Origin of the sequence: Microbacterium esteraromaticum (assembly GCF_028747645.1) — a bacterium.
In the GTDB taxonomy this organism is placed as follows: Bacteria; Actinomycetota; Actinomycetes; order Actinomycetales; family Microbacteriaceae; genus Microbacterium; species Microbacterium esteraromaticum_C.
Window position 1 is genome coordinate 565,846 of record NZ_CP118100.1, and the last position, 23,148, is coordinate 588,993.

General features: G+C 68.6%; 22 protein-coding genes. 12 read left to right on the plus strand and 10 right to left on the minus strand.

The genetic code is table 11. From position 1 onward, the window contains the following. Positions 1-62: 62 nt before the first annotated feature. From ngcE to PTQ19_RS02590, 4 genes are read left to right on the plus strand one after another with little or no spacing between them, the layout of a single operon-like run. Positions 63-1,457: an N-acetylglucosamine/diacetylchitobiose ABC transporter substrate-binding protein gene (gene ngcE, locus PTQ19_RS02575; protein WP_274368342.1), complete on the plus strand. Its 1,395-nt coding sequence runs from the start codon at positions 63-65 to the stop codon at positions 1,455-1,457. Positions 1,458-1,464: 7 nt separating this feature from the next. Continuing rightward, entirely contained in the window at positions 1,465-2,373 is a 909-nt protein-coding gene (locus tag PTQ19_RS02580; protein ID WP_179409107.1) for a carbohydrate ABC transporter permease, read from the plus strand. Between the two features lie 8 nt (positions 2,374-2,381). Beyond that, positions 2,382-3,329, plus strand: a complete 948-nt coding sequence (locus PTQ19_RS02585; protein ID WP_274368343.1) for a carbohydrate ABC transporter permease — start codon at positions 2,382-2,384, stop codon at positions 3,327-3,329. A 33-nt stretch (positions 3,330-3,362) separates the two neighbouring features. Next, positions 3,363-3,776 carry a RidA family protein gene (locus PTQ19_RS02590; RefSeq protein ID WP_206550507.1) on the plus strand — a complete coding sequence of 138 codons (414 nt, stop codon included), beginning with the start codon at positions 3,363-3,365 and terminating at the stop codon, positions 3,774-3,776. 179 nt (positions 3,777-3,955) lie between these two features. On the opposite strand, the gene PTQ19_RS02595 is transcribed toward PTQ19_RS02590, so the two are convergent. Genes PTQ19_RS02595 through PTQ19_RS02620 form a run of 6 tightly spaced genes read right to left on the minus strand, consistent with a single transcriptional unit; the run spans position 3,956 to position 9,676 of the window. Next, on the minus strand, positions 3,956-4,690 hold the full coding sequence (locus PTQ19_RS02595; protein ID WP_274368344.1) for a tyrosine-protein phosphatase: 735 nt from the start codon (positions 4,688-4,690) through the stop codon (positions 3,956-3,958). Continuing rightward, complete coding sequence (locus PTQ19_RS02600; RefSeq protein WP_274368345.1) at positions 4,687-5,478, minus strand: ABC transporter ATP-binding protein; 792 nt, start codon at positions 5,476-5,478, stop codon at positions 4,687-4,689. Before PTQ19_RS02600 ends, PTQ19_RS02595 begins: the two co-directional genes overlap by 4 nt. Beyond that, positions 5,475-6,281: an ABC transporter ATP-binding protein gene (locus tag PTQ19_RS02605; RefSeq protein WP_274368346.1), complete on the minus strand. Its 807-nt coding sequence runs from the start codon at positions 6,279-6,281 to the stop codon at positions 5,475-5,477. Before PTQ19_RS02605 ends, PTQ19_RS02600 begins: the two co-directional genes overlap by 4 nt. After that, entirely contained in the window at positions 6,278-7,159 is an 882-nt protein-coding gene (locus PTQ19_RS02610) for an ABC transporter permease (protein WP_274368347.1), read from the minus strand. Before PTQ19_RS02610 ends, PTQ19_RS02605 begins: the two co-directional genes overlap by 4 nt. Then, the gene (locus PTQ19_RS02615; protein ID WP_274368348.1) at positions 7,156-8,172 is read right to left on the minus strand and encodes an ABC transporter permease; all 1,017 of its coding nucleotides are present in this window, start codon (positions 8,170-8,172) and stop codon (positions 7,156-7,158) included. Before PTQ19_RS02615 ends, PTQ19_RS02610 begins: the two co-directional genes overlap by 4 nt. Position 8,173: 1 nt before the next feature. Next, positions 8,174-9,676: an ABC transporter substrate-binding protein gene (locus tag PTQ19_RS02620; protein ID WP_206550501.1), complete on the minus strand. Its 1,503-nt coding sequence runs from the start codon at positions 9,674-9,676 to the stop codon at positions 8,174-8,176. A gap of 91 nt (positions 9,677-9,767) precedes the next feature. On the opposite strand from PTQ19_RS02620, the gene PTQ19_RS02625 reads away from it, so the two are divergent. Beyond that, positions 9,768-10,583: a GntR family transcriptional regulator gene (locus PTQ19_RS02625; RefSeq protein ID WP_179409098.1), complete on the plus strand. Its 816-nt coding sequence runs from the start codon at positions 9,768-9,770 to the stop codon at positions 10,581-10,583. On the opposite strand, the gene PTQ19_RS02630 is transcribed toward PTQ19_RS02625, so the two are convergent. After that, a complete protein-coding gene (locus PTQ19_RS02630; protein ID WP_274368349.1) occupies positions 10,550-11,452 on the minus strand; it encodes a metallophosphoesterase family protein in 903 nt (300 codons plus the stop codon). The two genes, PTQ19_RS02625 and PTQ19_RS02630, sit on opposite strands and share 34 nt — an antisense overlap. 63 nt (positions 11,453-11,515) lie before the next feature. Then, a complete protein-coding gene (locus PTQ19_RS02635; protein ID WP_274368350.1) occupies positions 11,516-12,283 on the minus strand; it encodes a siderophore-interacting protein in 768 nt (255 codons plus the stop codon). A gap of 118 nt (positions 12,284-12,401) precedes the next feature. Here PTQ19_RS02635 and PTQ19_RS02640 point away from each other — a divergent pair, with 118 nt between their 5' ends. Genes PTQ19_RS02640 through PTQ19_RS02655 form a run of 4 tightly spaced genes read left to right on the plus strand, consistent with a single transcriptional unit; the run spans position 12,402 to position 16,279 of the window. Next, entirely contained in the window at positions 12,402-13,394 is a 993-nt protein-coding gene (locus tag PTQ19_RS02640) for an ABC transporter substrate-binding protein (RefSeq protein ID WP_206550496.1), read from the plus strand. Further along, the gene (locus tag PTQ19_RS02645; RefSeq protein ID WP_410339602.1) at positions 13,391-14,440 is read left to right on the plus strand and encodes an ABC transporter permease; all 1,050 of its coding nucleotides are present in this window, start codon (positions 13,391-13,393) and stop codon (positions 14,438-14,440) included. Before PTQ19_RS02640 ends, PTQ19_RS02645 begins: the two co-directional genes overlap by 4 nt. Next, entirely contained in the window at positions 14,430-15,524 is a 1,095-nt protein-coding gene (locus tag PTQ19_RS02650; RefSeq protein WP_274368351.1) for an iron chelate uptake ABC transporter family permease subunit, read from the plus strand. The genes PTQ19_RS02645 and PTQ19_RS02650 overlap by 11 nt, the downstream gene beginning before the upstream one ends. After that, a complete protein-coding gene (locus PTQ19_RS02655; protein WP_274368352.1) occupies positions 15,521-16,279 on the plus strand; it encodes an ABC transporter ATP-binding protein in 759 nt (252 codons plus the stop codon). The genes PTQ19_RS02650 and PTQ19_RS02655 overlap by 4 nt, the downstream gene beginning before the upstream one ends. A gap of 26 nt (positions 16,280-16,305) precedes the next feature. Here the strand turns inward: PTQ19_RS02655 and PTQ19_RS02660 are convergent, their stop codons facing one another. Together PTQ19_RS02660 and PTQ19_RS02665 are read right to left on the minus strand one after the other, a co-directional pair. Next, positions 16,306-17,244 carry a DNA-3-methyladenine glycosylase family protein gene (locus PTQ19_RS02660; protein ID WP_274368353.1) on the minus strand — a complete coding sequence of 313 codons (939 nt, stop codon included), beginning with the start codon at positions 17,242-17,244 and terminating at the stop codon, positions 16,306-16,308. Between the two features lie 251 nt (positions 17,245-17,495). After that, the gene (locus PTQ19_RS02665) at positions 17,496-18,185 is read right to left on the minus strand and encodes a winged helix-turn-helix domain-containing protein (RefSeq protein WP_179409089.1); all 690 of its coding nucleotides are present in this window, start codon (positions 18,183-18,185) and stop codon (positions 17,496-17,498) included. 338 nt (positions 18,186-18,523) lie between these two features. On the opposite strand from PTQ19_RS02665, the gene PTQ19_RS02670 reads away from it, so the two are divergent. The 3 genes from PTQ19_RS02670 to PTQ19_RS02680 are packed head-to-tail and all read left to right on the plus strand — an operon-like array spanning position 18,524 to position 23,138. Beyond that, complete coding sequence (locus tag PTQ19_RS02670; protein WP_206821005.1) at positions 18,524-18,832, plus strand: GNAT family N-acetyltransferase; 309 nt, start codon at positions 18,524-18,526, stop codon at positions 18,830-18,832. A gap of 47 nt (positions 18,833-18,879) precedes the next feature. Continuing rightward, the gene (locus tag PTQ19_RS02675) at positions 18,880-20,058 is read left to right on the plus strand and encodes an exonuclease SbcCD subunit D (protein ID WP_274368354.1); all 1,179 of its coding nucleotides are present in this window, start codon (positions 18,880-18,882) and stop codon (positions 20,056-20,058) included. Further along, positions 20,058-23,138 (plus strand): AAA family ATPase, encoded by a 3,081-nt coding sequence (locus PTQ19_RS02680; protein WP_274368355.1) that lies wholly within the window; start codon positions 20,058-20,060, stop codon positions 23,136-23,138. The genes PTQ19_RS02675 and PTQ19_RS02680 overlap by 1 nt, the downstream gene beginning before the upstream one ends. Positions 23,139-23,148: the final 10 nt, after the last annotated feature.

Consider the following 23,148-nt stretch of genomic DNA (forward strand, 5'->3'; position numbering starts at 1 on the left):
TCATAGCATCGCGTCGACGGAGAGCCCTTTCCCACGGCTCGCCCCGGACCGAAGGAGTTCCTGTGCAGATCACCCCCACCACCCGTCGGCGGGCCACCGCCACCGCAGGGGCGCTCGTGCTGAGCGCAACCCTGCTGCTCACCAGCTGCGCCTCCACCGACGCGGCACCCGCGGATGCCGGCGAGCCGGTCGGCCCGTTCGGCGCTCCCTCGGCGCAGCCGATCGAGGTCTACGCGTTCGATGGCGGATACGGCACCGAGTACACCGACGCCGTGATCAAGGTCTACAACGAGCAGCTGCCTGACAGCGAGGTCGACCTCAAGTCAGTGCAGGAGATCTCGACGCAGTTGCAGCCGCGCTTCGTCGGCGGCAACCCGCCGGATCTGATCGACAACTCGGGCAAGCCGATCGAGACCACGACGCTCGCCGACAGCGGCCAGCTTCTCGATCTGAGTGAGCTGCTCGAAGCACCCTCGTGGGATGACCCTGACGTGACCGTCGGCGAGACCCTGACCCCCGGTGTCGTCGAGACCGGCACGTACGACGGCAAGCTGCTCGAGCTGCGCTACGTGAACACCGCCAAGGGCCTGTGGTACTCGCAGTCGCTGTTCGAAGAGCACGGCTGGGAGATCCCCACCACCTGGGACGCCTTCGTCGAGCTCGGTGAGCAGGCGAAGAACGAGGGCATCGCCCTGTTCGCCTACCCCGGACAGGTCATCAGCTACCCCGCCGACGTGTTCATCACGCTGATCGGCAAGCAGGCCGGCATCGACGCGCTGCGCTCGCTCGACAACCTCGAGAGCGGTGCCTGGGAGTCGGATGTCGTCGTCGACGCGTTCGGTGCCCTCGCCGAGCTGCACGACAAGGACCTGATCCTGAAGGGGTCCGAGGCACTGACGCACACCGAGGCGCAGACCGAGTTCGTCCGTGGCGAAGCACTGTTCTACCCGGCGGGCTCGTGGCTCGAGAACGAGATGAAGGGCGTCACGCCCGAGGGCTTCGATATGGCGATTACGCCGATCCCGCTGCTCGATGAGGCCACCGCCGCGCTCGGGTTCGAGCAGCTGCAGGTCGCGCCCGGTGAGGCATTCATCATCCCCACCGAGGCGAAGAACCCCAAGGGCGCGATGGAGTACCTGCGGGCCATGCTCTCGAAGGAGGCCGCGTCGGAGTTCTCGCGCCTGACGGGCGCACCCACTGTCGTCAAGGGTTCGCTGGAGGGCGTCGATGTCACGCCGGCACTGCAGACGGTGACCGACGCGATCGAGGTCGGCGGCAACGCCGAGCTGCGTGTGTCGTTCCGTGGCTGGTACGAGCCGCTGCGCACCCAGTGGTTCACGACTCTCGGTGACGTGCTCGCGGGCCGGGTGAGCCCCGAAGAGGCCTCGCAGACGATGCAGCAGGCGGCCGACGAGATCGCCGCTGACGACAGCATCACGAAGTACACGAGGGACTGAGCGCGCCATGAAGCACGGCCGCACCAGATTCATCACCCTCTTTCTCGCAGCTCCGCTGGTCCTGTACGGGGTGTTCGTCCTCTACCCGTACGTCCAGGGCGTGATCATCTCGTTCACGGACTGGAGCGGCTACTCGCGCGACCGGGAGTTCATCGGCTTCGCGAACTACATCGAGCTGGCCGGCGATGATCGATTCTGGGCGGCCCTGTCGCACAACGCGATGTTCCTGCTCGTCCTCCCACCCGTCACGCTCGGTATCGCGCTGGTCTTCGCCGCGCTCACCAGCGTGGCGGGCGGGAAGGGCGGACGGGTCGGCCCGATCGCCGGCTCCGGCTGGTACCGGGCGATCTATTTCTTCCCGAACATCCTGCCCATCGTGATGAGCCTGGTGCTCTGGCAGTTCGTGTTCAACCCTCGCATCGGCCTGCTCAACGGCTTTCTCGAAGCGGTCGGACTCGGGGCCTGGGCGCACGCCTGGCTCGGCGACCCGAACACCGCGCCGTGGGCGGTGCTGAGTGTGCTGGTGTGGGGGCAGATCGGCTTCTACTACGTGCTGTTCTCAGCATCGATCCAGGGCATCCCTCGCGAGTACTTCGAAGCCGCCCAGCTCGACGGCGTAGGCCGGTTCCGCATGTTCTTCACGATCACGCTGCCGATGATGCTGCAGACCGTTCAGGTCGCGTGGATCTACATCGGGATGTTCGCGCTCGACATGTTCGTCACCGTCGCGATCCTCACACCCGACGGTGGGCCTTCCGGCTCGACGGACGTCATCGCGACATACATGCAGCGGCTCGCGTTCAGCGGCGGTCGCTTCGGCTACAGCGCGACCATCGGCGTCGTGCTCACGGTGCTCACGCTGCTGTTCGCCTTCATCACCTTCCGAGTGACGCGCCGCGAGCGCGTCGAGTACTAGGAGTCGACGTGACCGCTCCGATCATGACCCGTCCCGAGGCTCCGTCGCAGGGCGCCTCGTCGCCGGCATCCGCTCCGGCTCCCGTCGCGGCGCTTCCGCGCAAGCGCCGCACCAACCCCTATTCGTGGCTTACCGAGTCGCTCGGCAAGGGCGTCGCGCACGTGTTCCTGATCGCATGGGCGGTCATCGCGCTGTTCCCGATCCTGTGGGGTGTGTTCAGCTCGCTCAAGGCGAATGACGAGATCTTCGCCTCGCCCTGGGCGATGCCCGAGGTGCTGCAGTGGGACAACTACGTGCGCGCCTGGAACGAGGCCGACATCGGCCGATACTTCTGGAACACGATCGTCGTGGTCGGCGGGTCGCTGATCGTCACCATGGTGCTCGGCGCGATGGTCGCGTACGTGCTGGCACGCTTCCAGTTCCGCCTGAACCGCCCGATCTTCTACCTGTTCATGGTCGGCATGATGTTCCCGATCTTCCTCGCGATCGTGCCGTTGTTCTTCGTCGTCAACGACCTCGGCCTGCTGGGCACGCATCTCGGACTGATCCTGGTGCTGTCGGCCTACGGTCTGCCGTTCACCGTGTTCTTCCTGGTCGGGTTCTTCGCGACGCTGCCCGAGTCGGTGGCCGAGGCGGCCCTGCTTGACGGATGCGGGCATGCCGAGACCTTCTTCCGGATCATGCTGCCGATGGCCAAGCCGGGGCTGGTGAGCGTCGGGATCTTCAACTTCCTCAACCTGTGGAACAACTACCTGATCCCGCTCGTGCTCAACCCGGACCCCGAGAAGTACGTGCTCTCGCAGGGACTCGCATCCCTTGCCATCACTCAGGGCTACGCCGCCGACTACGGCGCACTGTTCGCCGGTCTGGTCATCGCGATGCTGCCGGTGCTGGCCGCTTACCTGGCCTTCCACCGGCAGTTGCAAGGCGGCATCTCGCTCGGCGCGCTCAAGTGAGGATGCCGTGCTCTGACGCGGCAGACTAGAAGGATGACCGCTGTTTCCCTGATCCGTGCCGATGCCCTCTCTGATGCCGCCCAGTACGCCTATGCCGCCACCGCCCCCAGCGATGCCCGGCTCATCTTCCTCGCGGGCGCCTGCCCGCTGAACACCGACGGAACGACCGCCGCCGTCGGCGATTATGCGGGCCAGGCAGCGAAATGCCTGGAGACCCTGCACGGTGCGCTCGCCGCGGCCGGTGCCGAGCTGACCGACATCATCAGTACCCGGGTGCTCGTGGCCTCCACGCAGCAGGCCGACCTCGTCACGGCGTGGGAGGTCGTGCGCGACGGGTTCGGCGACCACGACGTCCCGAGCACGCTGATGGGCGTTACCGTGCTCGGGTACGACGACCAGCTCGTCGAGATCGAGGCCATCGCCGCCGTCGTCGACGAGGCCCGCTGAGCGAACGCGCCAGCGCGTTCGTACTCCCGTCGCAGTTTCTCCCGCTTCCCGCCCGCGGATGCGGGAGAAACTGCGACCGGAACGCGGGGCGCCGCCCGCGGATGCGGGAGAAACTGCGACGGGAACGCGGAGCGCCGCCGCGGATGCGGGAAAAACTGCGACCGGAACGCGGGGCGCCGTCAGCGACTGGCGGGGACGAGCATCGCCTTGCGCAGATGCGTGAGCGCGTCGTCATCGACTCCGTGCGCTCCCATGTACTCGGCGCTGCCGCCCCAGGTGCGTTCGATGCGATCGAAAGCTCCCTGCAGCAGCTCGGGAGGTGAGGCGGTGGCCCGATGTGCGGCCATGCCCGGCAGGTTCTCGGCGTCGACATCGGCGAAGAGATCGGCGAGGTACTCGGCGCCGAGGCGCTGCTGGGACTGCGCGAAGTCGTCGAGCACCAGGGTGCGCTCGACCCCGAGCACGTCCAGCACGAGCGCGCTGAGCACGCCGGTGCGATCCTTGCCGGCCGTGCAGTGGATCAGCACGCCCCGCTCGGCACCCGCCGCGACGGCGCTGAATGCGCGGGCGAGTGCGGCGCCACTGCCATCGATCATCACAGCGTAGAGCTCGGCGAGGTCGGCGAAGCGGATCTCGTGCAGCCGGTCCTCGAACACCGGCATCGCGCGTGGGCTGAGTGACGGATGCTGCCAGGCGCCGGGCGTCGAGGCGCGCTCACGCGCGTCGCGCAGGTCGAGGATCGTTGCGACGCCGAGACCGACGACGGCTTCGCTTGCCGGCTGCCGCTGCGACAACGGTGCGGCCGAGCGCCAGACGAGATCCGCCCGAACGACACCACCGTCCGTGGTCGGGAGTCCGCCGACCGGGCGGAGGTTGTGCAGCGGGGTCGGGGTGATCAGCTGACCACTCATCATGGGGTGCTCCTGGGGGCGTCGGCGGGGCGGGGCGGAAGCAGAGGCACGCTCTCGATCAGCTCCCGGGTGTAGGGATGGGTGGGGTTCTCCAGTACGTCGATGACCGGACCGCGTTCGACGATGCGTCCTTCGGTCATCACCAGCGCATCGGTGCAGAGTCCGTCGATGATGCCCAGGTCGTGCGAGACGGCCACGATCGTCAGCTCCTCGTGCGCTGCCAGACGGCGCAGCAGACGCAGAACCTGCGCGCGCACCGATACGTCGAGCGCGCTGACCGGTTCGTCGGCGATCACGACCTCGGGGCGCACGGCGAGGGCGCGGGCGATCGCGACGCGCTGTCGCTGCCCGCCGGACAGTTCGCGGGGCAGTCGCTGCGCAGCGTCGGCGGGCAGCTCGACGGCGGCGAGCATCTCGGCCGCGCGGGCATCCGCCTCCCATTCCGGGCGGAGGGCGCGCACCGGTTCGGCGATGATGCGCCCCACCGGCATCCGCGGGCTCAGCGACGCGAACGGATCCTGCAGCACCACCTGCACGCGACGGCGGAAGTCGCGGGCGGCACGCCCGCGGCCGGCGGGAACCCGTTCACCGCGGTAGGTGACGGTGCCCGTCGTGGGGAGCTGCAACCCGAGCAGGACGCGGGTCAGCGTCGATTTTCCCGAGCCCGACTCGCCGATGATCCCGAGGTGACGGCCGGCGTCGATGCGCAGATCGATGTCTCGCAGCGTCGCGCGGTCCATTCCCGGGTAGGTGACGCCGATGCCGTCGGCATGGAACAGCTCGGTGCTCATGCGGGCACAGCCTCCCGCACACGGCGTGGCTGCCAGCCGGTGGCGTACGCGGCATCGATCAGCTCGGCCGTGTAGGCGGTGCGCGGTTGGTGGATCAGGTCGGCCGGACGGCCCTCTTCGACGATCCGCCCCGACTGCATCACGATGATGCGGTCGCACTGCGAGGCGGCGACCGCCATGTCGTGGGTGACGAGCAGACTGCCCGCGCCGCTGCGGTTGACCAGGTCTGACATCAGGCGCAGCACGCGTGCCTGGACGGTCACGTCCAGGGCGGTGGTCGGTTCATCGGCGAGCAGCAGCCGCGGCGACGTCGACATCGCCATCGCGATCATCACCCGCTGGCGCTGTCCGCCCGAGAGCTCATGCGGATAGCGCCGCACCAGTTGGGCGGCATCGGGCAGGCCCACGCTCTCGGCCAGGCGGATTGCCGTCTCACGTGCGGCGCCACGGGGCAGCATCCCGTGGGCGCGCAGGGGCGCCACCAGGTGCCGGTGGATCGGGAGCAGCGGATCCAGCGCGCTCTGCGGTTCCTGAAAGACGCAGCCGACGGTCTTGCCGCGCAGGGCGCGCAGCGTCGCGGCATCCGCGTCGATCGTCTCGACACCCTCGACGCGAACGCTGCCCGACAGCTCTCCGCGCGGCGGGCGCAGCCCGAGCACGGCCATGCTGGTGAGCGACTTGCCGGAACCCGACTCGCCGATGAGTCCCACGCGCTCGCCGGCATCGACATGCAGTGAGACGTCGTCGACGACGGTGCGTCCGTCGATGCGGATCGTGAGGTTGCGGATGTCGAGGAGCGTCATGCGGGCACCTTCTTTGTGGAACGGCGGGCGGTTTTGGGGGAGGGGCGGGCGGATGCTGCGCGCACCTGGTCGGGTTCGAGTGCGTCGCGCAGCGCATCGCCCAGCAGGGCGAAGCCGATCACCAGCGTCGTGATGGCCAGGCTCGGGGCGATCAGCACTTCGGGGCGCACGAGCACCTGCGATTGCAGATCGGCGAGAGTGCGTCCCCACGACGGGGTCGGGGGTGGCGTGCCGAAGCCGAGGTACGACAGGCCGGCTTCGGCCAGTGCCGCGACCGAGAGCAGCTGGGTGGCGCGGATCAGCAGCGTCGGCGCCGTGTTGGGCAGCACATGACGCCAGACGATGCCGCCAATGCTCACCCCGCCGGCCGTTGCCAGCGTGACGTAGGGGCTCGCGAGGGTGCCGCGCAGTTCGGGAACCATGGTGCGGGCCACGACGACCGCGCCGCCGAGCCCGATCGCGAGCGACGAGACCCAGATGCTGGCGCCGTACGAGGTGACCAGGATGATCGCCAGCACGAGCGTGGGGAAGGCGATCGCGATGTCGATGCCGCGTTCGAGCAGAAGACCGAGTCGGCGTGAGGCGAGTGCGGCTCCCAGTGCGAGGGGGAGCCCGACGGCGACGGCGATCAGCGTCGCGAGCACGGTGGCGAGCATCGTCGACTGGGCGCCGACGAGCAGGATGCTGAACAGGTCGCGGCCACCGTTGTCCGTGCCGAGCAGATGGGTGGACGACGGCGGCAGCCAGCGGTCGGCGGGCGAGAAGACCGTCGGGTCGTACGGAACCCACAGCAGCGAGATCAGGGCGGCGCACGTCGGGATGCCGACGAGCACGAGCCCGGTGATTCCGAGCGGATGGCGCAGGAAGCGAGCGATCATGAGGTCCTCCGGATGCGCGGATCGAGAACGCGTGAGAGCGCGGTGAGCGTGACCGTCGAGATCATCACCAGAGCGGTGAGCACGAACAGGGTGCTCTGGATCGACACGATGTCGCGGTTGCCCACATCGGCCAGCAGCATGCCGCCGACGCCGGGAAGCGCGAACAGCTGCTCGACGATCACCGACCCCATCAGGACTCCGGCGATCTCCAGGCCGAGCACCCCCAGCAGCGGAAGGGCCGCGTTGCGCATGCCCTGACGCACCAGCACCGCACGCAGCGGCCATCCCTGCGCGAGCCCCGTGCGCACCCACTCCTTCATCAGCACATCGATCGTGGCGCTGCGCACGAAACGCACGAGCACGGCCGCCTGGCCGATCGCGATGGCGGTGGCCGGAAGGATGAGCGCGCGAAGCGCCTCGCCGGGTTCCGCCCACCGGTCGGCCGGGAACCCCTGCACCGGGAAGAGGCGGGTGGGAAGAGCGACGAACACCATGAGGGCGAGGCCGAGCACGAAGGTCGGCACGGCGGCGGCGAGCTGACTCAGGGCCGCGATCGCACGGCCGAAGGCCGACTCGCGGTACACGGCCGCGACGACACCGACCGGCACGGCGATGAGCACGCTCAGCAGCAGCGCGAGCAGACCGAGCGGAACCGTCACCTGCAGCTTCTCACCGAGCTCGGCCGCCACCGGACGCGAGTCCAGTGCCGAGGTGCCCAGGTCACCCGTCAGCACGCCGCCCATCCAGTCGAGATAGCGCGCCCACAGGGGACGATCCAGACCCATCTGCGCGCGCAGCGCCTCGAGCTGCTCGGGGGTGGCATCCATTCCTCCGATGACCGCCGCGGGGTCGCCGGGCAGCACCGCCAGCAGGCCGAAGATCACCATGCTCGCGGCGATCAGCGACACCACCAGCACGGCGGCCTCGTTGAGCAGTTCTGCGGCGACCCGCCGGACACGGTGTGAACCGTGTCCGGCGGGCATCCGCACCTGCGCAGGTGCAGTCGTGCTCATGTCACTCGGCGGCGGTGATGCCGCTCACCCGGAAGTTGTTCGAGATGCGGTCGACGGGGAAGCCCGCCACGTCCTCACCCGCGACGATGACGGTCTGCGGCGAGTACAGCCAGTCGCTCGCCGAATCGGCCGCGACCAGCTCGGCGACCGCACGCAGCTTCTCGTCACGCTCCTCGGGCGTAGCCGACTGCCGAGCCTCGGTCACGAGCGTCTGCGCCTCGGCATTGTCGTAGTTCCAGTAGTAGGCGGGGTTGCCGTAGTACGTGATCGTGGCGGGGTCCACGTGCAGCACCATGGTGAGCTCGTAGTCCTTGTTCGTGTAGACGTCCTCGAGCCAGGTGGCGAACTCGACCGTGTCGATCGTGACGTCGACGCCCACCTCGGCCAGTTCGGCCGCGATGAACTCGGTGATGATCGTGTCGTAGGTGTTCGCGACGGTGAGGGTCAGGCTCAGGTCCTCCTGGCCCGCTTCGGCGAGCAGTTCCTTCGCGGCGGCCTGGTCGTACGGTGCCGAGCCGGTGGCGTCGACATGCCAGGCGTCGGTGGGCACCGTGATCGTACCGACCTCGAGGGCCTGCCCGCCGATGACCTCGATGAGCTCCTGCTTGTCGATCGCCTGGCGCAGGGCCTGACGCACGCGCTGGTCGTCGAACGGCGCGACGGCGTTGTTGAAGCCCAGCGTCATCCAGCTGGTCGAGTCACCCTCGACCACCTGGAACTCAGCGTCTCCGCCGAGCAGCTCGGCCGTTTCGGCGCTGACGCCGGCGAGGATGTCGACCTCGCCGCTGCGCAGGGCGCTCGCCGCCGTGGTCTCGTCGGCGATGTAGTGGTACACGACGCCGCCGTTGAGCGGCGCTTCGCCCCAGTAGTCGGCGAACGGCTCCAACGACAGGGTCGCGCCGCGGTTCCACTGGCCGAGCGTGTAGGGGCCGGTGCCGTTGGTGGCCGAGGCCAGGTCGACCGACGACTCGACCGGGACGACATAGCCCGCCGAGGTGGTCAGCGACTCGAGAAAGTTGATGTCGCGCTCTGACAGGGTGACCACGACCGTGGTGTCGTCGGTGGCCTCGACCGAGGCGACCGAGCCCATGCGCTTCGCATCGGGGTTCGTCGATCCCTCGGCGCTGGACGCCTGCAGCGAGGCGACGACATCGGCGACGGTCATCGGGGTGCCATCGTGGAAGGTCACGCCCTCGCGGACCGTGAAGGTGTAGGTCAGTCCGTCGTCGGAGATCTCCCAGTCGGAGGCCAACGCCGGGAGGATCTCGAGGTCCTCGCTCAGGCCGACCAGGCCCTCGTAGACGTTGCCGCGCATGACCTGCACGAGGCCGGCGCCCGAGGTGGTGGTCACATCGAGGCTGGTCGGCTCGAGTCCGACGCGGATGTCGATGATCGCGGATTCGGAGGATTCGGGGGCGTCCGTGCCCGTGGCGGGCGAGGAGGCGCAACCGGCGAGCAACACGCCGCCGAGGATGAGTGCTGTGGACGCAAACGTTCTGCGCATGGCTTACCTTTCTGTTGCGGGGTTTCCCCGCGGCTGTGATCGAGACGTCTATATGTCTACGGATCGACGGTGTCGAGAAGAGGAGTGCCAGGTGAACGATCGGCGAAGTGAGCGTGTCCGACCGAGCACGGGCACGCCCGCGTACCGGCGCATCGCCACTGCGTTGTGGGAGCAGATCCAGTCGGGCGAGCTCGCCCCGGGCGAGCGGCTGCCGAACGAAGCCGACCTCGCGGCGCGCTTCGGTGTGACCCGACTGACGCTTCGCCAGGCCGTGATCGAACTGCAGCGACTGGGTGCCGTCGAGATCCGACGGGGCGTGGGCACGTTCGTGATGTCACCGCCCGACCTGGTCGAGATCGTCGCGAGCGTTCCGTCACTGCGCCAGGAATCGGATGCCACCGCTGACGCGCTCGACGAGCACGCGCTGCGCCGATCAGCCCGCCCGGTGCGGATGGTCGACGAGCGCATTCTGCAGGCCGGGGCGGCTACCGGCCCGTTCGCCGATGAAGCCGCCGCGCATCTCGACCTGCCTGTTGAGCGCCTGCACCGTCTGGACACCGTGATGGTGCGCGACGGGCGGCATTGGATCGCCAACAGCTACTGGTTCGATGAGCGATGGGCCGGTGTCGACGAGCTGGTCGACGCCCATGCGCTCGTCGTGCGGGCCTTCGCCGATGGGTTCGGCCTGCAGCTCGGCTACCTGTGGCGGGCGTTCAGCGCGGTCGGGGCCGACTTCGACGACGCCGAGACCCTCGGTGTGCCCACGGGCACCGCGCTGCTCGTGCGCGACGGGGTATCCGCCGATGAGAGCGGACACCCCGTGTTCTACGTCCGTCGCCGCCTTCGGGGCGATGACGCGAAGTTCGTACTGCGTTACGACACCGAATCGGCGCGCGTCGACGGCTGACCCGCGGCATCGATGATCCGCGCCACGATGTCGGCGGGGAAGCGGAACACCTCGGTGTCATCCGACATCCGCTCGACGAACGGCGCCACCCGCACACGCTCGCCGCGGATGTCGACGACCGCGCCGCCGAAGCCGTCGATCGCGGACTCCTCGCGCGGGTCGTCGAAGGAACGCGCGATGTTGGCGACCCCCGGAGCGACGACGACCGGAACCCCGGCAACGGTCTCGACCAGCGGCAGGTGGTAGTGCCCACTGAGCACCACGCGCACGTCCGAGCCGCGCAGTACGTCGAGCAGCGCGTGGGTGTCGTCCGCATCGAGCGCGAGCGCCTGCAGCAGCTCGGTCTGCGCGTCGATCGGCGGGTGGTGGATCACGAGCACCGTGCCGTTTGGTGCGGGGGTAGCCAGCTGTGAGCGCAGGAACCCGAGCTGCTCGGGTTCGATCGATCCGTATCCCCGCTGGGGGATCGAGCTGTCGAGAACGATCGTGCGCCAGCCGTCGACGGTGGCGGCGGATGCCACGGGGCGGGCCTCGTCGGTACCCGCCATCACCTGTTCGCGGGCATCCGGCTGGCCCCCACCGAGTACCTCGCGGAACGTCTCGCGGCGGTCGTGGTTGCCCATCGCGTAGACGACGCGTGCACCGCGCTCACGGGCCCAGGTGCCCAGCGTCTCGCGCAGCCACCGGTACGACTCGGCGGTGCCGTCTTCGCTGACATCCCCCGAGCAGACCACCAGGTCGAAGCGCAGGTGGTCGACATGCTCGAGCGCACGCGTCAGATGCTCGCGCGTGTCGACACGGTCGTAGTGGCGGCTGTCATCGCCGAAGAGATGAGTGTCGGTGAGATGCAGGATGCGCAGAGACGTCATGCCAGCAGCAATACCAGCCCGAGGTGAACGGCGGTGCGCACCTCGGGCCGGCGTATGCCCGGATCAGTGCGGCGCGTGGTACTCGTCCTCGCCGCGCTTCCAGTAGCCCTTCACGACGGCCTTGGATGTGTCGACGCCCCAGCGTTCGAGCAGCGCACGGCCGGGCTTGACGATGGACTGCTCTGCAGCGATGAAGCAGAACGGGTCATCGCCGACAGCATCCGCCGGTCCCAGACCGTCGAGGAAGGCGATCAGCGCCGAACCCGCCGGTGCCTCGCCGCGGTGCAGCCACTCGACCGTCGCGGGTGCGTCGATCTCGACTTCGTCGGCGGCCGAGACGACCTCGATGACGATGCGCGCGGGGGTGTCTGCGGGGATCATCGCGGCGAAACGGCGGACCGCAGGGATCGCGGTCTCGTCACCTACCAGCAGCCACGACCCCGGCGTGCCGGTGATGACCGCCGAACCGCGCGGACCGCCGACACCGACGAACGATCCCAGCGGTGCCGAGGCGGCCCAGGGAGCCGCGACGCCCGCATCGCCATGGATCGCGAACTCGACGTCCAGCCAGCCGTCGCCCCACGCGAGCGGCGTGTACTCGCGGCTGGGTGCCGCACGCATCTCCTCGACCGAGGCGGTCGGGGCGGAGGCGAAGAACAGGCGCATGTGATCGTCGGCGCCGGGTGAGTCGAAGCCCGCCAGATCCTGACCGGTCAGCCGTACTCGCACATAGTTCGGCGCCAGCCATTCCCGGCTCTCGAGGGTCACAGAGCGGAAGCGCAGGTCGAGTCCCTGGCGTTCGATCGAGAACGCGGATTTCACATCGGTCATAAAGTAAGGCTAACCTAATCACGTCAGGCAAGGTTGTCCTAACCTCACTTCGCAGCGCAGGTTCGCAGTATCCCTGCAGAGCACCGCCGCATCGCCCCCGCAGAACAGGAGTCCCTCCATGTCCGTGTCCAGAATCACCACGACCGCCGCGCTCGGCGCCGTCGCCCTTCTCGCACTGACCGGCTGCAGCACCGTCGGCGCAGCCGAGGAAGGCGACGCGAAAGCACCGGCAGCCGCCGAGGGGCAGCAGTTCCCGGTGACCGTCACCGACATGGCCGGCAACGAGGTCACGATCGAGAGCGCCGACAGCGTCATCGTCACCGACAACCGCCTGTTCCGCCTCGTCGCCGACTGGGGCATTGAGCTCTCCGCAGCCCCGCGCGCCCTGATGAGCAGCGAGAACCCGCTCGCCACCGACGAGGGCATCGTCGACCTCGGTACGCACGCCGAGCCCGACTTCGAGAAGGTCGTCGAGGTCGACCCCGACCTGATCGTCAACGGCTACCGCTACAGCGGCCACGCCGAAGACATGCAGAAGGCCGCGCCCGACGCCGCCTTCGTCGACATGACCAACGAAGAGCTGAGCGTCGACGAGTACCTCGTCGAGAGCGTCACCCTGCTCGGCGAGATCTTCGGCAAGCAGGACGAGGCCAAGGACCTGATCGACGACTTCCACGCGGCGGTCGACGAGGCACAGCAGGCCTACGACCCCGAGGTCACCGTGATGGGCCTGGTCACCAGCGCCAACGAGATCCGCTACTCCAACCCGCTCGACGGCCGCGGTTCGAGCATCTTCTTCAGCCTCGTCGGTCTGACCCCCGCGCTCGAATCCGAGGGCTCGAGCAACGACAAGGGTGATGACATCTCGATCGAGGCGATCGCCGAGTCGAACCCCGACTTCCTGCTCGTGCTCGACCGTGAGGCGGCGTTCTCCGACAGCGAGTCCACCCCGGCGCTCGAACTGATCACCTCGTCGACCGCGCTGGCACCCGTGCCCGCCATCGAGAACGAGGCCATCTACGTCATGCCCGCCGACTTCTACCTCACCGAAGACATCGTCACCTACACCACCGTTCTCAACGACCTCGCGAAGGAGTTCGCGGCTCTGTGAGCACGGGCACCACACCGCTGCCGGCGGGTCAGCGCGTCACGCACGTCGACGCGCTGGCCCGCCGCGCCGCGGTGTCCCCACCGGCGTCGCGCCTGCGGCGCAGCCTGCCGGTCATCATCGCCCTCATCCTCACTGCCGGTCTGCTCACACTGTCGGTCTTCACCGGCGTCGCCGACATCACCGACACCGAGGGCCGCGGTCACGAATTCACCTGGATCACCCGCATTCCGCGCACCATCGCCCTGGTGCTCGCCGGCGCCAGCATGGCAATGGCCGGGCTGATCATGCAGTTGATGACCCAGAACCGCTTCGTCGAACCGACCACGGTCGGCACCACCGAGTGGGCGGGTCTCGGCCTGTTGCTGACCTACATCATCATTCCGATGCCCTCGCTCATGATGCGCATGACAGTCGCCATCGTGTTCGCCTTCATCGGCACCCTGATCTTCTTCCTGTTCCTGCGCCGCGTCACGCTCAAGTCATCGCTGATCGTGCCGATCATCGGCATCATGTTCGGCGCCGTGATCAGCGCGATCTCGACGTTCATCGCGCTGGAGTACGACCTGCTGCAGACGCTCGGCACGTGGTTCGCGGGCCGCTTCACCGGAATCGAGGTCGGGCGCTACGAACCCCTCTGGATCGTCGCGATCGTCGCCATCATCGTCGTCTTCGTCGCCGACCGGTTCACCGTCGCAGGGCTCGGCAAAGAAGTCGCCACGAACGCCGGACTGAACTACGAACGCGTCGTGCTGCTGGGCACCGGACTCGTCGCCGTCGTCACGGGCGTCGTCACCGTCGTGATCGGCGCACTGCCGTTCCTCGGCCTGATCGTGCCGAACCTCGTCTCGATGATCCGCGGCGACAACCTGCGCAGCAACATCTTCTGGGTGTTCCTGGCGGGCATCTGGGTCGTGACCGTCTGCGACATCATCGGCCGTGTGATCATCATGCCGTTCGAGGTGCCCGTGTCACTGGTGCTCGGCGCCGTCGGCTCCGTCGTCTTCATCTTCCTGCTGCTGCGTACGAGGAGGACCCTTGTCCGCTGACACGGTACCCGCTGACACCGCCTCCGCTGACACCGCCTCCGCTGAGTCACCGGCATCCGCTCGTCTCGCTGCCGCGTCGGGAAACCGACGCGGCAGCGCGTACGCCGACGATCGTCACCGCCGGCGCTACCGTCTGACACTCGGCGGTCTCATCGTCCTCGCCGTCGCGATCGCCGTGCTCATGCTGACGTGGGACAACCAGCATCCGCTCTTCAGCGAGAAGTGGTGGCGCATCTCGAACATGCGCTCCGAATCGCTCATCGTGATCGCCCTCGTAACGCTGTGCCACTCGTTCGCGACCGTGGCATTCCAGACCGCCACCAACAACCGCCTGATCACCCCGTCGATCATGGGGTTCGAGTCGCTGTACATCCTCATCCAGACCGCCGCGGTGTTCTTCTTCGGAATGAGCGGTCTGGATCAGATCGACGGATTCGTGCAGTTCCTGCTGCAGACCGCGATGATGATCGCCTTCGCTGTGCTGCTCTACTCGTGGCTGTTCTCGGGCAGGCTCGGCAACCTGCATGTGATGCTGCTCGTCGGCATCATCATCGGCACCGGACTCGGAACACTCTCGACGTTCCTGCAGCGGATGCTCGATCCCAACGAGTTCGATGTGCTGCGCGCCCGGATGTTCGGCAACGTCGGCAACGCCAACACCGACTACCTGTGGTTCGTGATCCCGGTGTGCCTGGTGACGGGCGCCTCGATCTGGCTGATGGCGCGCCGCCTGAACGTCGTCGCTCTGGGCAGCGAGATCAGCACGAACCTCGGCATGAACCACCGGCGGCAGGTGATGCTCACTCTCACCCTGGTGACGGTGCTGATGGCGATGAGCACCGCGCTGGTGGGGCCGATGACGTTCCTCGGCTTCCTGGTCGCCACCCTCGCCTACTCGATCACCGACACCCACGACCACCGGCGCATCCTGCCGGTCGCCTGGCTACTGGGCTTCGTGGTGCTCGGAGGCGCGTACTTCTTGCTGCGGCACGTGCTGCCCATGGTCGACACCGTCACGATCATCGTCGAGCTCATCGGCGGCATCACGTTCCTCATCGTCGTTCTCAGAAGGGGGCGCCTGTGATCCGGCTGTCCAACGTCACCAAGCGCTACAGCGCCGATGTCGAGATCGGACCGATCTCGCTCGACCTGCCCGCCGGGGGCATCATCGCCCTGGTGGGGCCGAACGGCGCCGGCAAGTCGACCGTGCTCACGATGATGGGGCGCCTGCTCGCCCCCGACGGCGGTTCGGTCGAGATCGGCGGCATCGATGTGCACCGCACGCCGTCGAAGAAGGTCGCCAAAACTGTCTCGATCCTGCGTCAGGAGAACCACTTCGTCACGCGGCTCACGGTACGGCAGTTGGTCGGTTTCGGCCGCTACCCGTACAGCGGCGGGCGCCTCACCCAGGCCGACGAGGACAAGATCTCTGAGGCCATCGACTTCTTGGGGCTCACCGACCTCGAGCAGCGCTTCCTCGACCAGCTCTCGGGCGGTCAGCGGCAGCGTGCGTATGTGGCGATGGTGCTGGCGCAGGACACCGATTATCTGCTGCTCGACGAACCGCTGAACAACCTCGACGCCCAGCATTCGGTGCAGATGATGCAGCAATTGCGACGGGCGGCCGATGAGCTGGGCCGCACGATCGTGATCGTGCTGCACGACATCAACTTCGCCGCGGCCTACAGCGACTACATCGTCGCCATGGAAGAGGGGCGCATCGCCGTGCACGGCACCCCCGACGAGATCATCCGCGACGAGGTCCTCAGCCGGGTGTTCCGCACGCCCGTCACCGTAATCGACGGCCCGAACGGTCGTTTCGCCGCCTATCACCGCTGACCCCGTTGCGGCGCGGCGAGGCCGCGTCAACGGCGCCGGTGGTCTTCGGGGGCCAGCCGCGGTCCACGGCGCGGCTCTCGGATGCCGGCGGCATAGACCAACCGGATGACTCGCTGCCGGTGACCGGCCCAGGGCGAGAGCAGCTCGAGCATGCCCGCATCGTCGGTGCGCGAGCCGGCGAGGGCGAACCCGATCTCGTGCGGCAGGTGGGCGTCGCCGAGAGCGACGGCGTCGGGGTCGCCGAGCGAGCGCAACCGTGTCTCGGCCGAGGTCCACTGCCCGATCCCCGGTTGGCTCGTCAGCACCCGGTCGCGGTCGTCGCCGTCGGATGCCGCGTGCAGCGCCCGCACGATACTCGGGGCACGCGATGCGGCCCGCACGATCGTGCGGGATTGCGGGGGCTCCACGCCGGCGCGGTGCCAGTGCCAGGACGGGATGCTGCGCCAGCTCTCCGCCGCGGGTGCGGCGAACATCGGGCGGGGCGTCGGCCCCGGGGTACGTTCGCCGAAGTTCGTGGTCAGGTACCGCCAGGCCCCGAAGGCCTGCAGGCCCGTCACCTTCTGTTCGAGGATCGCGCAGGCGAGGGCCTCGAAGACGAGATCGGTACGGGGGAGTCGGATGCCCGGGAAACGCCGCGCGATGCCGGCGAGGCCCGCGTGCGCCGAGACGTCGAAGCCGGTCGGGTCGTCTTCGGCGCCGCACACCTGTGGCATCCGATCGATCGCCTCGTCGGCGCCCGGGCCCCACGCGGCCGCGTGAATGCCCTGGGAGTCCTGCCGCAGGCACAGTGAGGCGATGCCGCTCCCGGTGCGGAACGCCAGCCACAGCCGTCCGCCGTCGATGAGCATCGTCGGATCGTTCGGCCCGCGCACCAGCATCCCGACCGTTCGCATGAGGTCGACCGGATGGGCCGGACGGTAGACGGTCTGCGCCACCGGTTGGTGCGGTGCAGCATCCGTCGTCATGTCGGCAACCCTACGCGCCGGCGCCGACGCTCTCGTCTCCGGGGTTCTACGTCGCGGGGCTTCGTCGTTGCAGCACCTTTCGCCGACACCCCTACCTGCCGTCGACACCCCTAGCTACGGACGCCCACACCTGGGGGTCTCGGCGGGAACTGGGGGTCTCGGCGCAGAGAGGTCGCGTGACGAAGCAGCGGCGCGCCACGCGAGGCGGCAACGAAGAGACGCGAAGCGGCAATGACGAGGCGCGAGGCGGATCAGAAACGGTCGGGCGACGGGGTGCCGTGGCCGTACCGGATGGAGACGTCGGCGTGGCGGTCGAAGCGGTATCCGACGCCGCGCACGGTGCGCACGATGTCCTCGTGACGGCCGAGCTTGGCGCGCAGGCGCCGCACGTGCACGTCGATGGTGCGCTCGCCCGGGGCCTCTTCATCGGACGACGCCTGCCACAGCGCCGAGACCAGCTCGGTGCGCTCGATCGTGCGTCCCTCGCGCAGCACCAGGTACTGCAGCAGCTCGAACTCCTTGTAGGTGAAGGCCGCAGACTCACCGTCCAGCAGCACCCGCTTGCGCGAGATGTCGACGACGACGCCGGCCTCCTGGTCCTTCTCCTCCTCGACGGCGGCCTTGGCGCGGGCGATCGCGCCCGGCTCGTGCAGTGCGAGGCGCACGACGTCGAGGTCGCGGCCACCGGATGCCTGCGGAGCGAGCGCCACGGTGGCGTGAGTCTCGGCACCGGGAGCGAGCTCGGCGAGGGTGCGACGCAGCGCGTCAACGAGCACGGGCAGGCTCACACCGGCCGAGGCGGCCTTGATCTCGTCGATACCGACATAGAGCGCGAAGCCTCGCGGCGAGCGTACGGAGGGGAGGTCAGCTGCGGCGTCGGCGGGGGAGATGACGCGGACGGGAGCGGTGACGGGGCGATCGAGGAGAGCAGTGGTCGACATGATGATGAAACCTTCACGGATGCGAGAGCCGGTGGCTCTGTTTGCGTTGCACGAAAGACCGGGCGGAGCCGGTGGAATGAGCGCGTAGGGTGGGCGCTCCGAGACCCGCCCCTCAGATCGAGGAGCGACAGCGGGTCAGGCTGGGTGGTTGCGCCTTAGCAACACATTCGGCAACACATGCCAACGCGGCCGGGCATCATCATCCCGGCAGTCCCGTTCGCCTCCTGGGCGGATACAGGGCATGCGTTGGTGGTCATGGGGGCGATTATGTCTCATGATGACGCGCCGTGTCAAAACGTGACAATCCGGTGTCTGAAACAGGACGTAACGTGGGGTGGGTGACATCTCCGCTTCCTGCTACCGATTTCGTGCTATCCGACGAGAAGGACGCCTCCCGATACACGCTCACACGTGGGGGTGAACTGGTGAGTGTCCTCGACTACCGCGACGACGGTCGCACCGTCGCCATGACGCGTGCCTACACGATCCCGACGCACCGCGGCCACGGATACGCGGCCATGGTCGTCGCCGGGGCGGTCGCCGATGTCGAGGCCGAGGGTGACCGGCGGATCGATCCGGTGTGCTGGTACGTCGCCGAGTGGTTCCAGGGGCATCCCGACAAGCAGCACCTGCTTCGCGCACGCTGACGGCACGCCTCGATCGCGATGTCGGTGGTCGTCCGTACGGTGTGAACATGCGCATTCTGCACACCTCCGACTGGCACATCGGTCGCACCTTCCACGGGCACTCGACGCTCGCGGCGCTGGCCGAGGTGCTCGACGCGCTGGTGGTGCAGGTGCGCTCGCACGACGTCGACGTGGTGATCGTCGCCGGCGACGTGTTCGACTCGGCGACACCGGCCGCCGCGGCGTACACGCTGCTCGACGAGGCGCTCCTCGCGCTGCACGAGACCGGTGCGACGGTCATCATGACCAGCGGCAATCACGACTCGATCGCGCGACTGGGTTTCCATTCCCGGTTGCTGCGCGAGGGCATCCACGTGCTCACCGATCCGGCGGGGATCGCGATGCCGGTCACCGTGCGCGATGCGCACGGTCCGGTGCACTTCTTCGGCATCCCGTACCTGGAGCCCGCGATCGTCCGTCAGCACTGGAGTGATGGTGCGGATGCCGGTGACCAGCCGCCTGTGCTGCGCACGCAGGCGCAGGTGATGCATCACGCCATGAGCCTGGTGCGAGACGGAATGACCGCGCACGAGGGGCGTTCGGTGGCGATCGCGCACTGCTTCGCCGCCGGTGTCGAGGTCACCGACGGGCTCGAGCGTGAGGTGCGCCAGGGCGGCTTGGACATGGTGCCGCTGAGCTCGTTCGACGGGCCCGACTACGTCGCACTGGGGCACATCCACGGCCGCCAGCAGCTCAGCGATCGGGTGCGCTACTCGGGGGCGCCGCTGCACTACAGCTTCGGCGAGCAGCACAAAGAGCGCGGCTCGTGGCTCGTCGACCTCGACGCGGACGGTCTGGCCGCTGTCGAATGGCTGGCGCTGCCGGTTCCGCGCGCGCTGGTGACGTTGACCGGAACGCTCGACGAGATCCTCTCCGAGGCGAACGCCGCCCGGCACGCCGAGCAGTGGGTCTGCGCCGTGTACACCGATGCCGTACCGCAGCACGAGCCGATGCGCCGATTGCGCGAGCGCTTCCCGTTCTGCGCGCTGGTGCAGCACCAGCCCGAAGGTGCGGATGCCCGTGACGAGCGCTCGTATTCCGAGCGGTTGCGGTCAGCAGTCACGGACGTCGAGCGGATCGAGGCCTTCTTGATGCACGTGCGCGCCGGTCAGGGGGCGACGCCGCACGAGGCCGAGTTGATCCGCGATGTGCTCGATGACCGCGTGCGCGCCGAGGCGCTCGTCTGATGCGGCTGCATCGCCTCGAGGTCGCCGGGTTCGGCCCGTTCCGTGCGCGCCAGGTCGTCGGTTTCGATGAGTATGCGGACGACGGCATATTCCTGATCGCCGGTCGAACCGGAGCCGGCAAATCCAGCATCCTCGACGCCGTCTGCTTCGGTCTCTACGGCGGCGTACCGCGGTATGACAGTGGTGACAAGCGCATGCGCAGCGACCATTGCGCACCCGATGATGTCACCGAGGTCGTCGTCGAGTTCAGCACGACCGCCGGCCGCTACCGGGTGACCCGATCACCGGCCTATGAACGACCGGCCAAGCGCGGCGGCGGGATGACGACGCAGCAGGCATCGGTGCTGCTGGAGCAGTTGGTGGGCGATGAGTGGGTCGGGCGCGCGGCTCGTGCGGTCGACGCGGGCAATGAGCTGAACGAGATCCTGCAGTTGAGTCAGGAGCAGTTCCTGCAGGTGATCCTGCTCGCGCAGAACCGCTTCGCGGACTTCCTGCTCGCCGGTAGCAACGAGCGTCAGGCACTGCTGCGTCGCCTGTTCGACACCGGTCGGTTCTCGGATTATCAGTCGCGGTTCGATGAGCGACGGCGCGTGGCAGAGCAAGCGCTCAGCGGACGCCGCGCCACCGTTGATGCCCGCCTCGACGAGGCGGAGCGCATTGTCGGAGATGCTGACCTGTGGGGCGATGACGCCGATAACATCGCCGACTCCACTGATCAGCGCATCGAACGGCTGCGCCGGGCCATCACCCGTGCCGATTATCGGGTCGAACGCGCCACCGCCGAGAAGGCCGCCGCCGAGAAGGCCCATGCAGACGCCGCGGCCGTCGTGACCGCGCTCACCGAGCAGCGTCGGGCGCAGAGCGACCGCGACCGTGCGCGCGCAGCGCTCGACGCGTTGGAAGCGCAGAACGCCGAGATCGCGGAAGCCGCGACCCGCCGCGACCGCGCTCGCGCGGCCGAAAGCCTACGGGCACTGATCACGGCCGACGAGCGCGGCGCTGCCGCGCTCGAACAGGCCGCGCGCGATGAGGCTGAAGCGATCGCCTCTGCACGCGCGACGGATGCGATCCGCGTGGTGCTGGATTACGCACCATCATCGAGCGATGACGGCGAGGGCGAACCCCGGGAAGCGAGCGCTCAGGGCAGCGCGGGCGCCACGCAGGGAAGCGACGCTTCCGCCGTCGCGCTGCGCGACTTCGCCTCGGAGTGCACCCGCGAGAGCGGCGCATGGCAGAACGCGGCCGAGCACGAGGCGAACGCCGCGCGCCGTCGGTCAGAGCGCGCGACCGCCGAGGAGGCCGTTGCGGCAGCATCCGCGGTGCTTGAGACGATCGACGCCGAACGCGACGCTCTTCCCGCGCAGATCAGCGCGCTCGAGACACAACGCGATGACGCCCGTCGGGAGGGCGCCCGCGCAGAGACCGCCGTGCAGGCGGTCGCTGCCGCCGAACGGCGACGCGACGGAGCCGCACAGGCTGCACGACTCACCGGGGCGATCACCGAAGCGGAGCGCACCGAGACCGAGGCGACCGAGGCGCACGCCCGTGCTCAGCACGAGCTCGGACAGCTGCGGCGCAGGCGCCTCGACGGCTACGCCGGTGAGCTGGCGGCAGACCTCGTCAATGGTGAGCCGTGCGCGGTGTGCGGCGCCACCACGCACCCGGCTCCGGCCGAGCATGCCGACCCCGTCTCGCCGGACGACATCGCCGCTGCCGAAGCTGCGCGTGACACGGCCGCCGAAGCCGAGCGGACCGCTTCGCGCGTGCTCGCCGGGTATCGCGCCGAGCTGGCTGCCGCGGCGGAGCGCGCCGCCGGGCGCAGTCTCGAGCAGGCCGAGCATGAGATCACGCAGATGGTCGCCGAACGCGATGCCGCCGCCCGCGCGGCCGAACGCGCCGACGAGCTGAGCGCGCAACTGCAGATTCTCACTCGGAACGCCGCCGAGGTCGACGAGCGCCGCACGGCGGCGGCTGAGCGACTCGGCGCCGCGCGCACGGCGCTCTCGCTCATCGATCAGCGCATCGCCGATGCCGACACGATGATCGCCGAGGCACGCGGCGACTACGACAGCGTGGCCGCACGCATCGCGCAGGCGCAGCACCATATCGCGCTCGCGACTCGCGCCGCCGACGCGATCGAGGTGCGCATCGAAAGAGCATCCGCATCGGCAATCGCTCGCGGCGAGCTCGATGCGGCCATCACCGCTTCGGTGTTCAACGACGTGACTCAGGCAGAGCAGGCGCTCCTGGCCGCCGCCGACATCGCCACCCTCGACGCGCGGGTCACCGCGCATGCCGTCGAGGTGAAGAAAGAGAAGGCGCTGCTGCTCGACCTCGAGATGCGCGCCTTGCCTGAGGAACCGATCGATCTCGCCCCGACAGAGGCCGCGGCGCACGCCGCGCGGGAGCAATGGCAGAGCGCCGTGGATGCTGACAGCCAGGCCCGCGGAGTGCAGCGCGGCCTCACAGCGAGCGTCGAATCGGCAGCATCCGAGCACGCCGCCTCAGCGGCCGATGCAGAGCAGTTCGAGGTCCTGCGGGGGCTCGCCGACGCCCTCGCCGGACGGTCCGGGAATACGCTCAAGATGAACCTCGAGACGTTCGTCCTCGCCGCCGAACTCGAAGAGATCGTGGCGGCGGCGAACCTGCGTCTGCACGACATGTCGGACGGCCGCTATCAGCTGCGTCATTCCGACGCGCTCGCGGCACGAGGGGCCGCATCGGGTCTCGGCATTGTCGTCTTCGACGCGTTCACGGGCCACAACCGGCCGGCCAAGTCGCTGTCGGGCGGCGAGACCTTCCTGTCATCGCTCGCTCTGGCTCTGGGGCTGGCCGAGGTCGTCACGGCGCGAGCCGGTGGCATCCGACTCGACACGCTGTTCATCGACGAGGGATTCGGCTCGCTGGATGCCGACACCCTCGAGACGGCGATGCGCACCCTCGACGCGCTACGGCAAGGTGGGCGCACCGTGGGCGTGATCAGTCACGTCGAGGCGATGCAGGAGCAGATCCCCGCCCAGCTCACGGTGCGAACCACGCCCGACGGGCCGAGTGTGATCGAAGGCCGTCGCGGGCGGTGAAGCGAGCGCG

Coding starts and splice junctions, on each gene's coding strand:
- PTQ19_RS02580 (WP_179409107.1), top strand. CDS start 1,465: ATGAAGCACGGCCGCACCAGATTCATCACCCTCTTTCTCGCAGCTCCG.
- PTQ19_RS02660 (WP_274368353.1), bottom strand. CDS start 17,244: ATGACGACGGATGCTGCACCGCACCAACCGGTGGCGCAGACCGTCTAC.
- PTQ19_RS02635 (WP_274368350.1), bottom strand. CDS start 12,283: ATGACCGATGTGAAATCCGCGTTCTCGATCGAACGCCAGGGACTCGAC.
- PTQ19_RS02595 (WP_274368344.1), bottom strand. CDS start 4,690: ATGATGAGTGGTCAGCTGATCACCCCGACCCCGCTGCACAACCTCCGC.
- PTQ19_RS02640 (WP_206550496.1), top strand. CDS start 12,402: ATGTCCGTGTCCAGAATCACCACGACCGCCGCGCTCGGCGCCGTCGCC.
- PTQ19_RS02675 (WP_274368354.1), top strand. CDS start 18,880: ATGCGCATTCTGCACACCTCCGACTGGCACATCGGTCGCACCTTCCAC.
- PTQ19_RS02615 (WP_274368348.1), bottom strand. CDS start 8,172: ATGAGCACGACTGCACCTGCGCAGGTGCGGATGCCCGCCGGACACGGT.
- PTQ19_RS02600 (WP_274368345.1), bottom strand. CDS start 5,478: ATGAGCACCGAGCTGTTCCATGCCGACGGCATCGGCGTCACCTACCCG.
- PTQ19_RS02680 (WP_274368355.1), top strand. CDS start 20,058: ATGCGGCTGCATCGCCTCGAGGTCGCCGGGTTCGGCCCGTTCCGTGCG.
- PTQ19_RS02610 (WP_274368347.1), bottom strand. CDS start 7,159: ATGATCGCTCGCTTCCTGCGCCATCCGCTCGGAATCACCGGGCTCGTG.
- PTQ19_RS02665 (WP_179409089.1), bottom strand. CDS start 18,185: ATGTCGACCACTGCTCTCCTCGATCGCCCCGTCACCGCTCCCGTCCGC.
- PTQ19_RS02620 (WP_206550501.1), bottom strand. CDS start 9,676: ATGCGCAGAACGTTTGCGTCCACAGCACTCATCCTCGGCGGCGTGTTG.
- PTQ19_RS02605 (WP_274368346.1), bottom strand. CDS start 6,281: ATGACGCTCCTCGACATCCGCAACCTCACGATCCGCATCGACGGACGC.
- PTQ19_RS02590 (WP_206550507.1), top strand. CDS start 3,363: ATGACCGCTGTTTCCCTGATCCGTGCCGATGCCCTCTCTGATGCCGCC.
- PTQ19_RS02630 (WP_274368349.1), bottom strand. CDS start 11,452: ATGACGTCTCTGCGCATCCTGCATCTCACCGACACTCATCTCTTCGGC.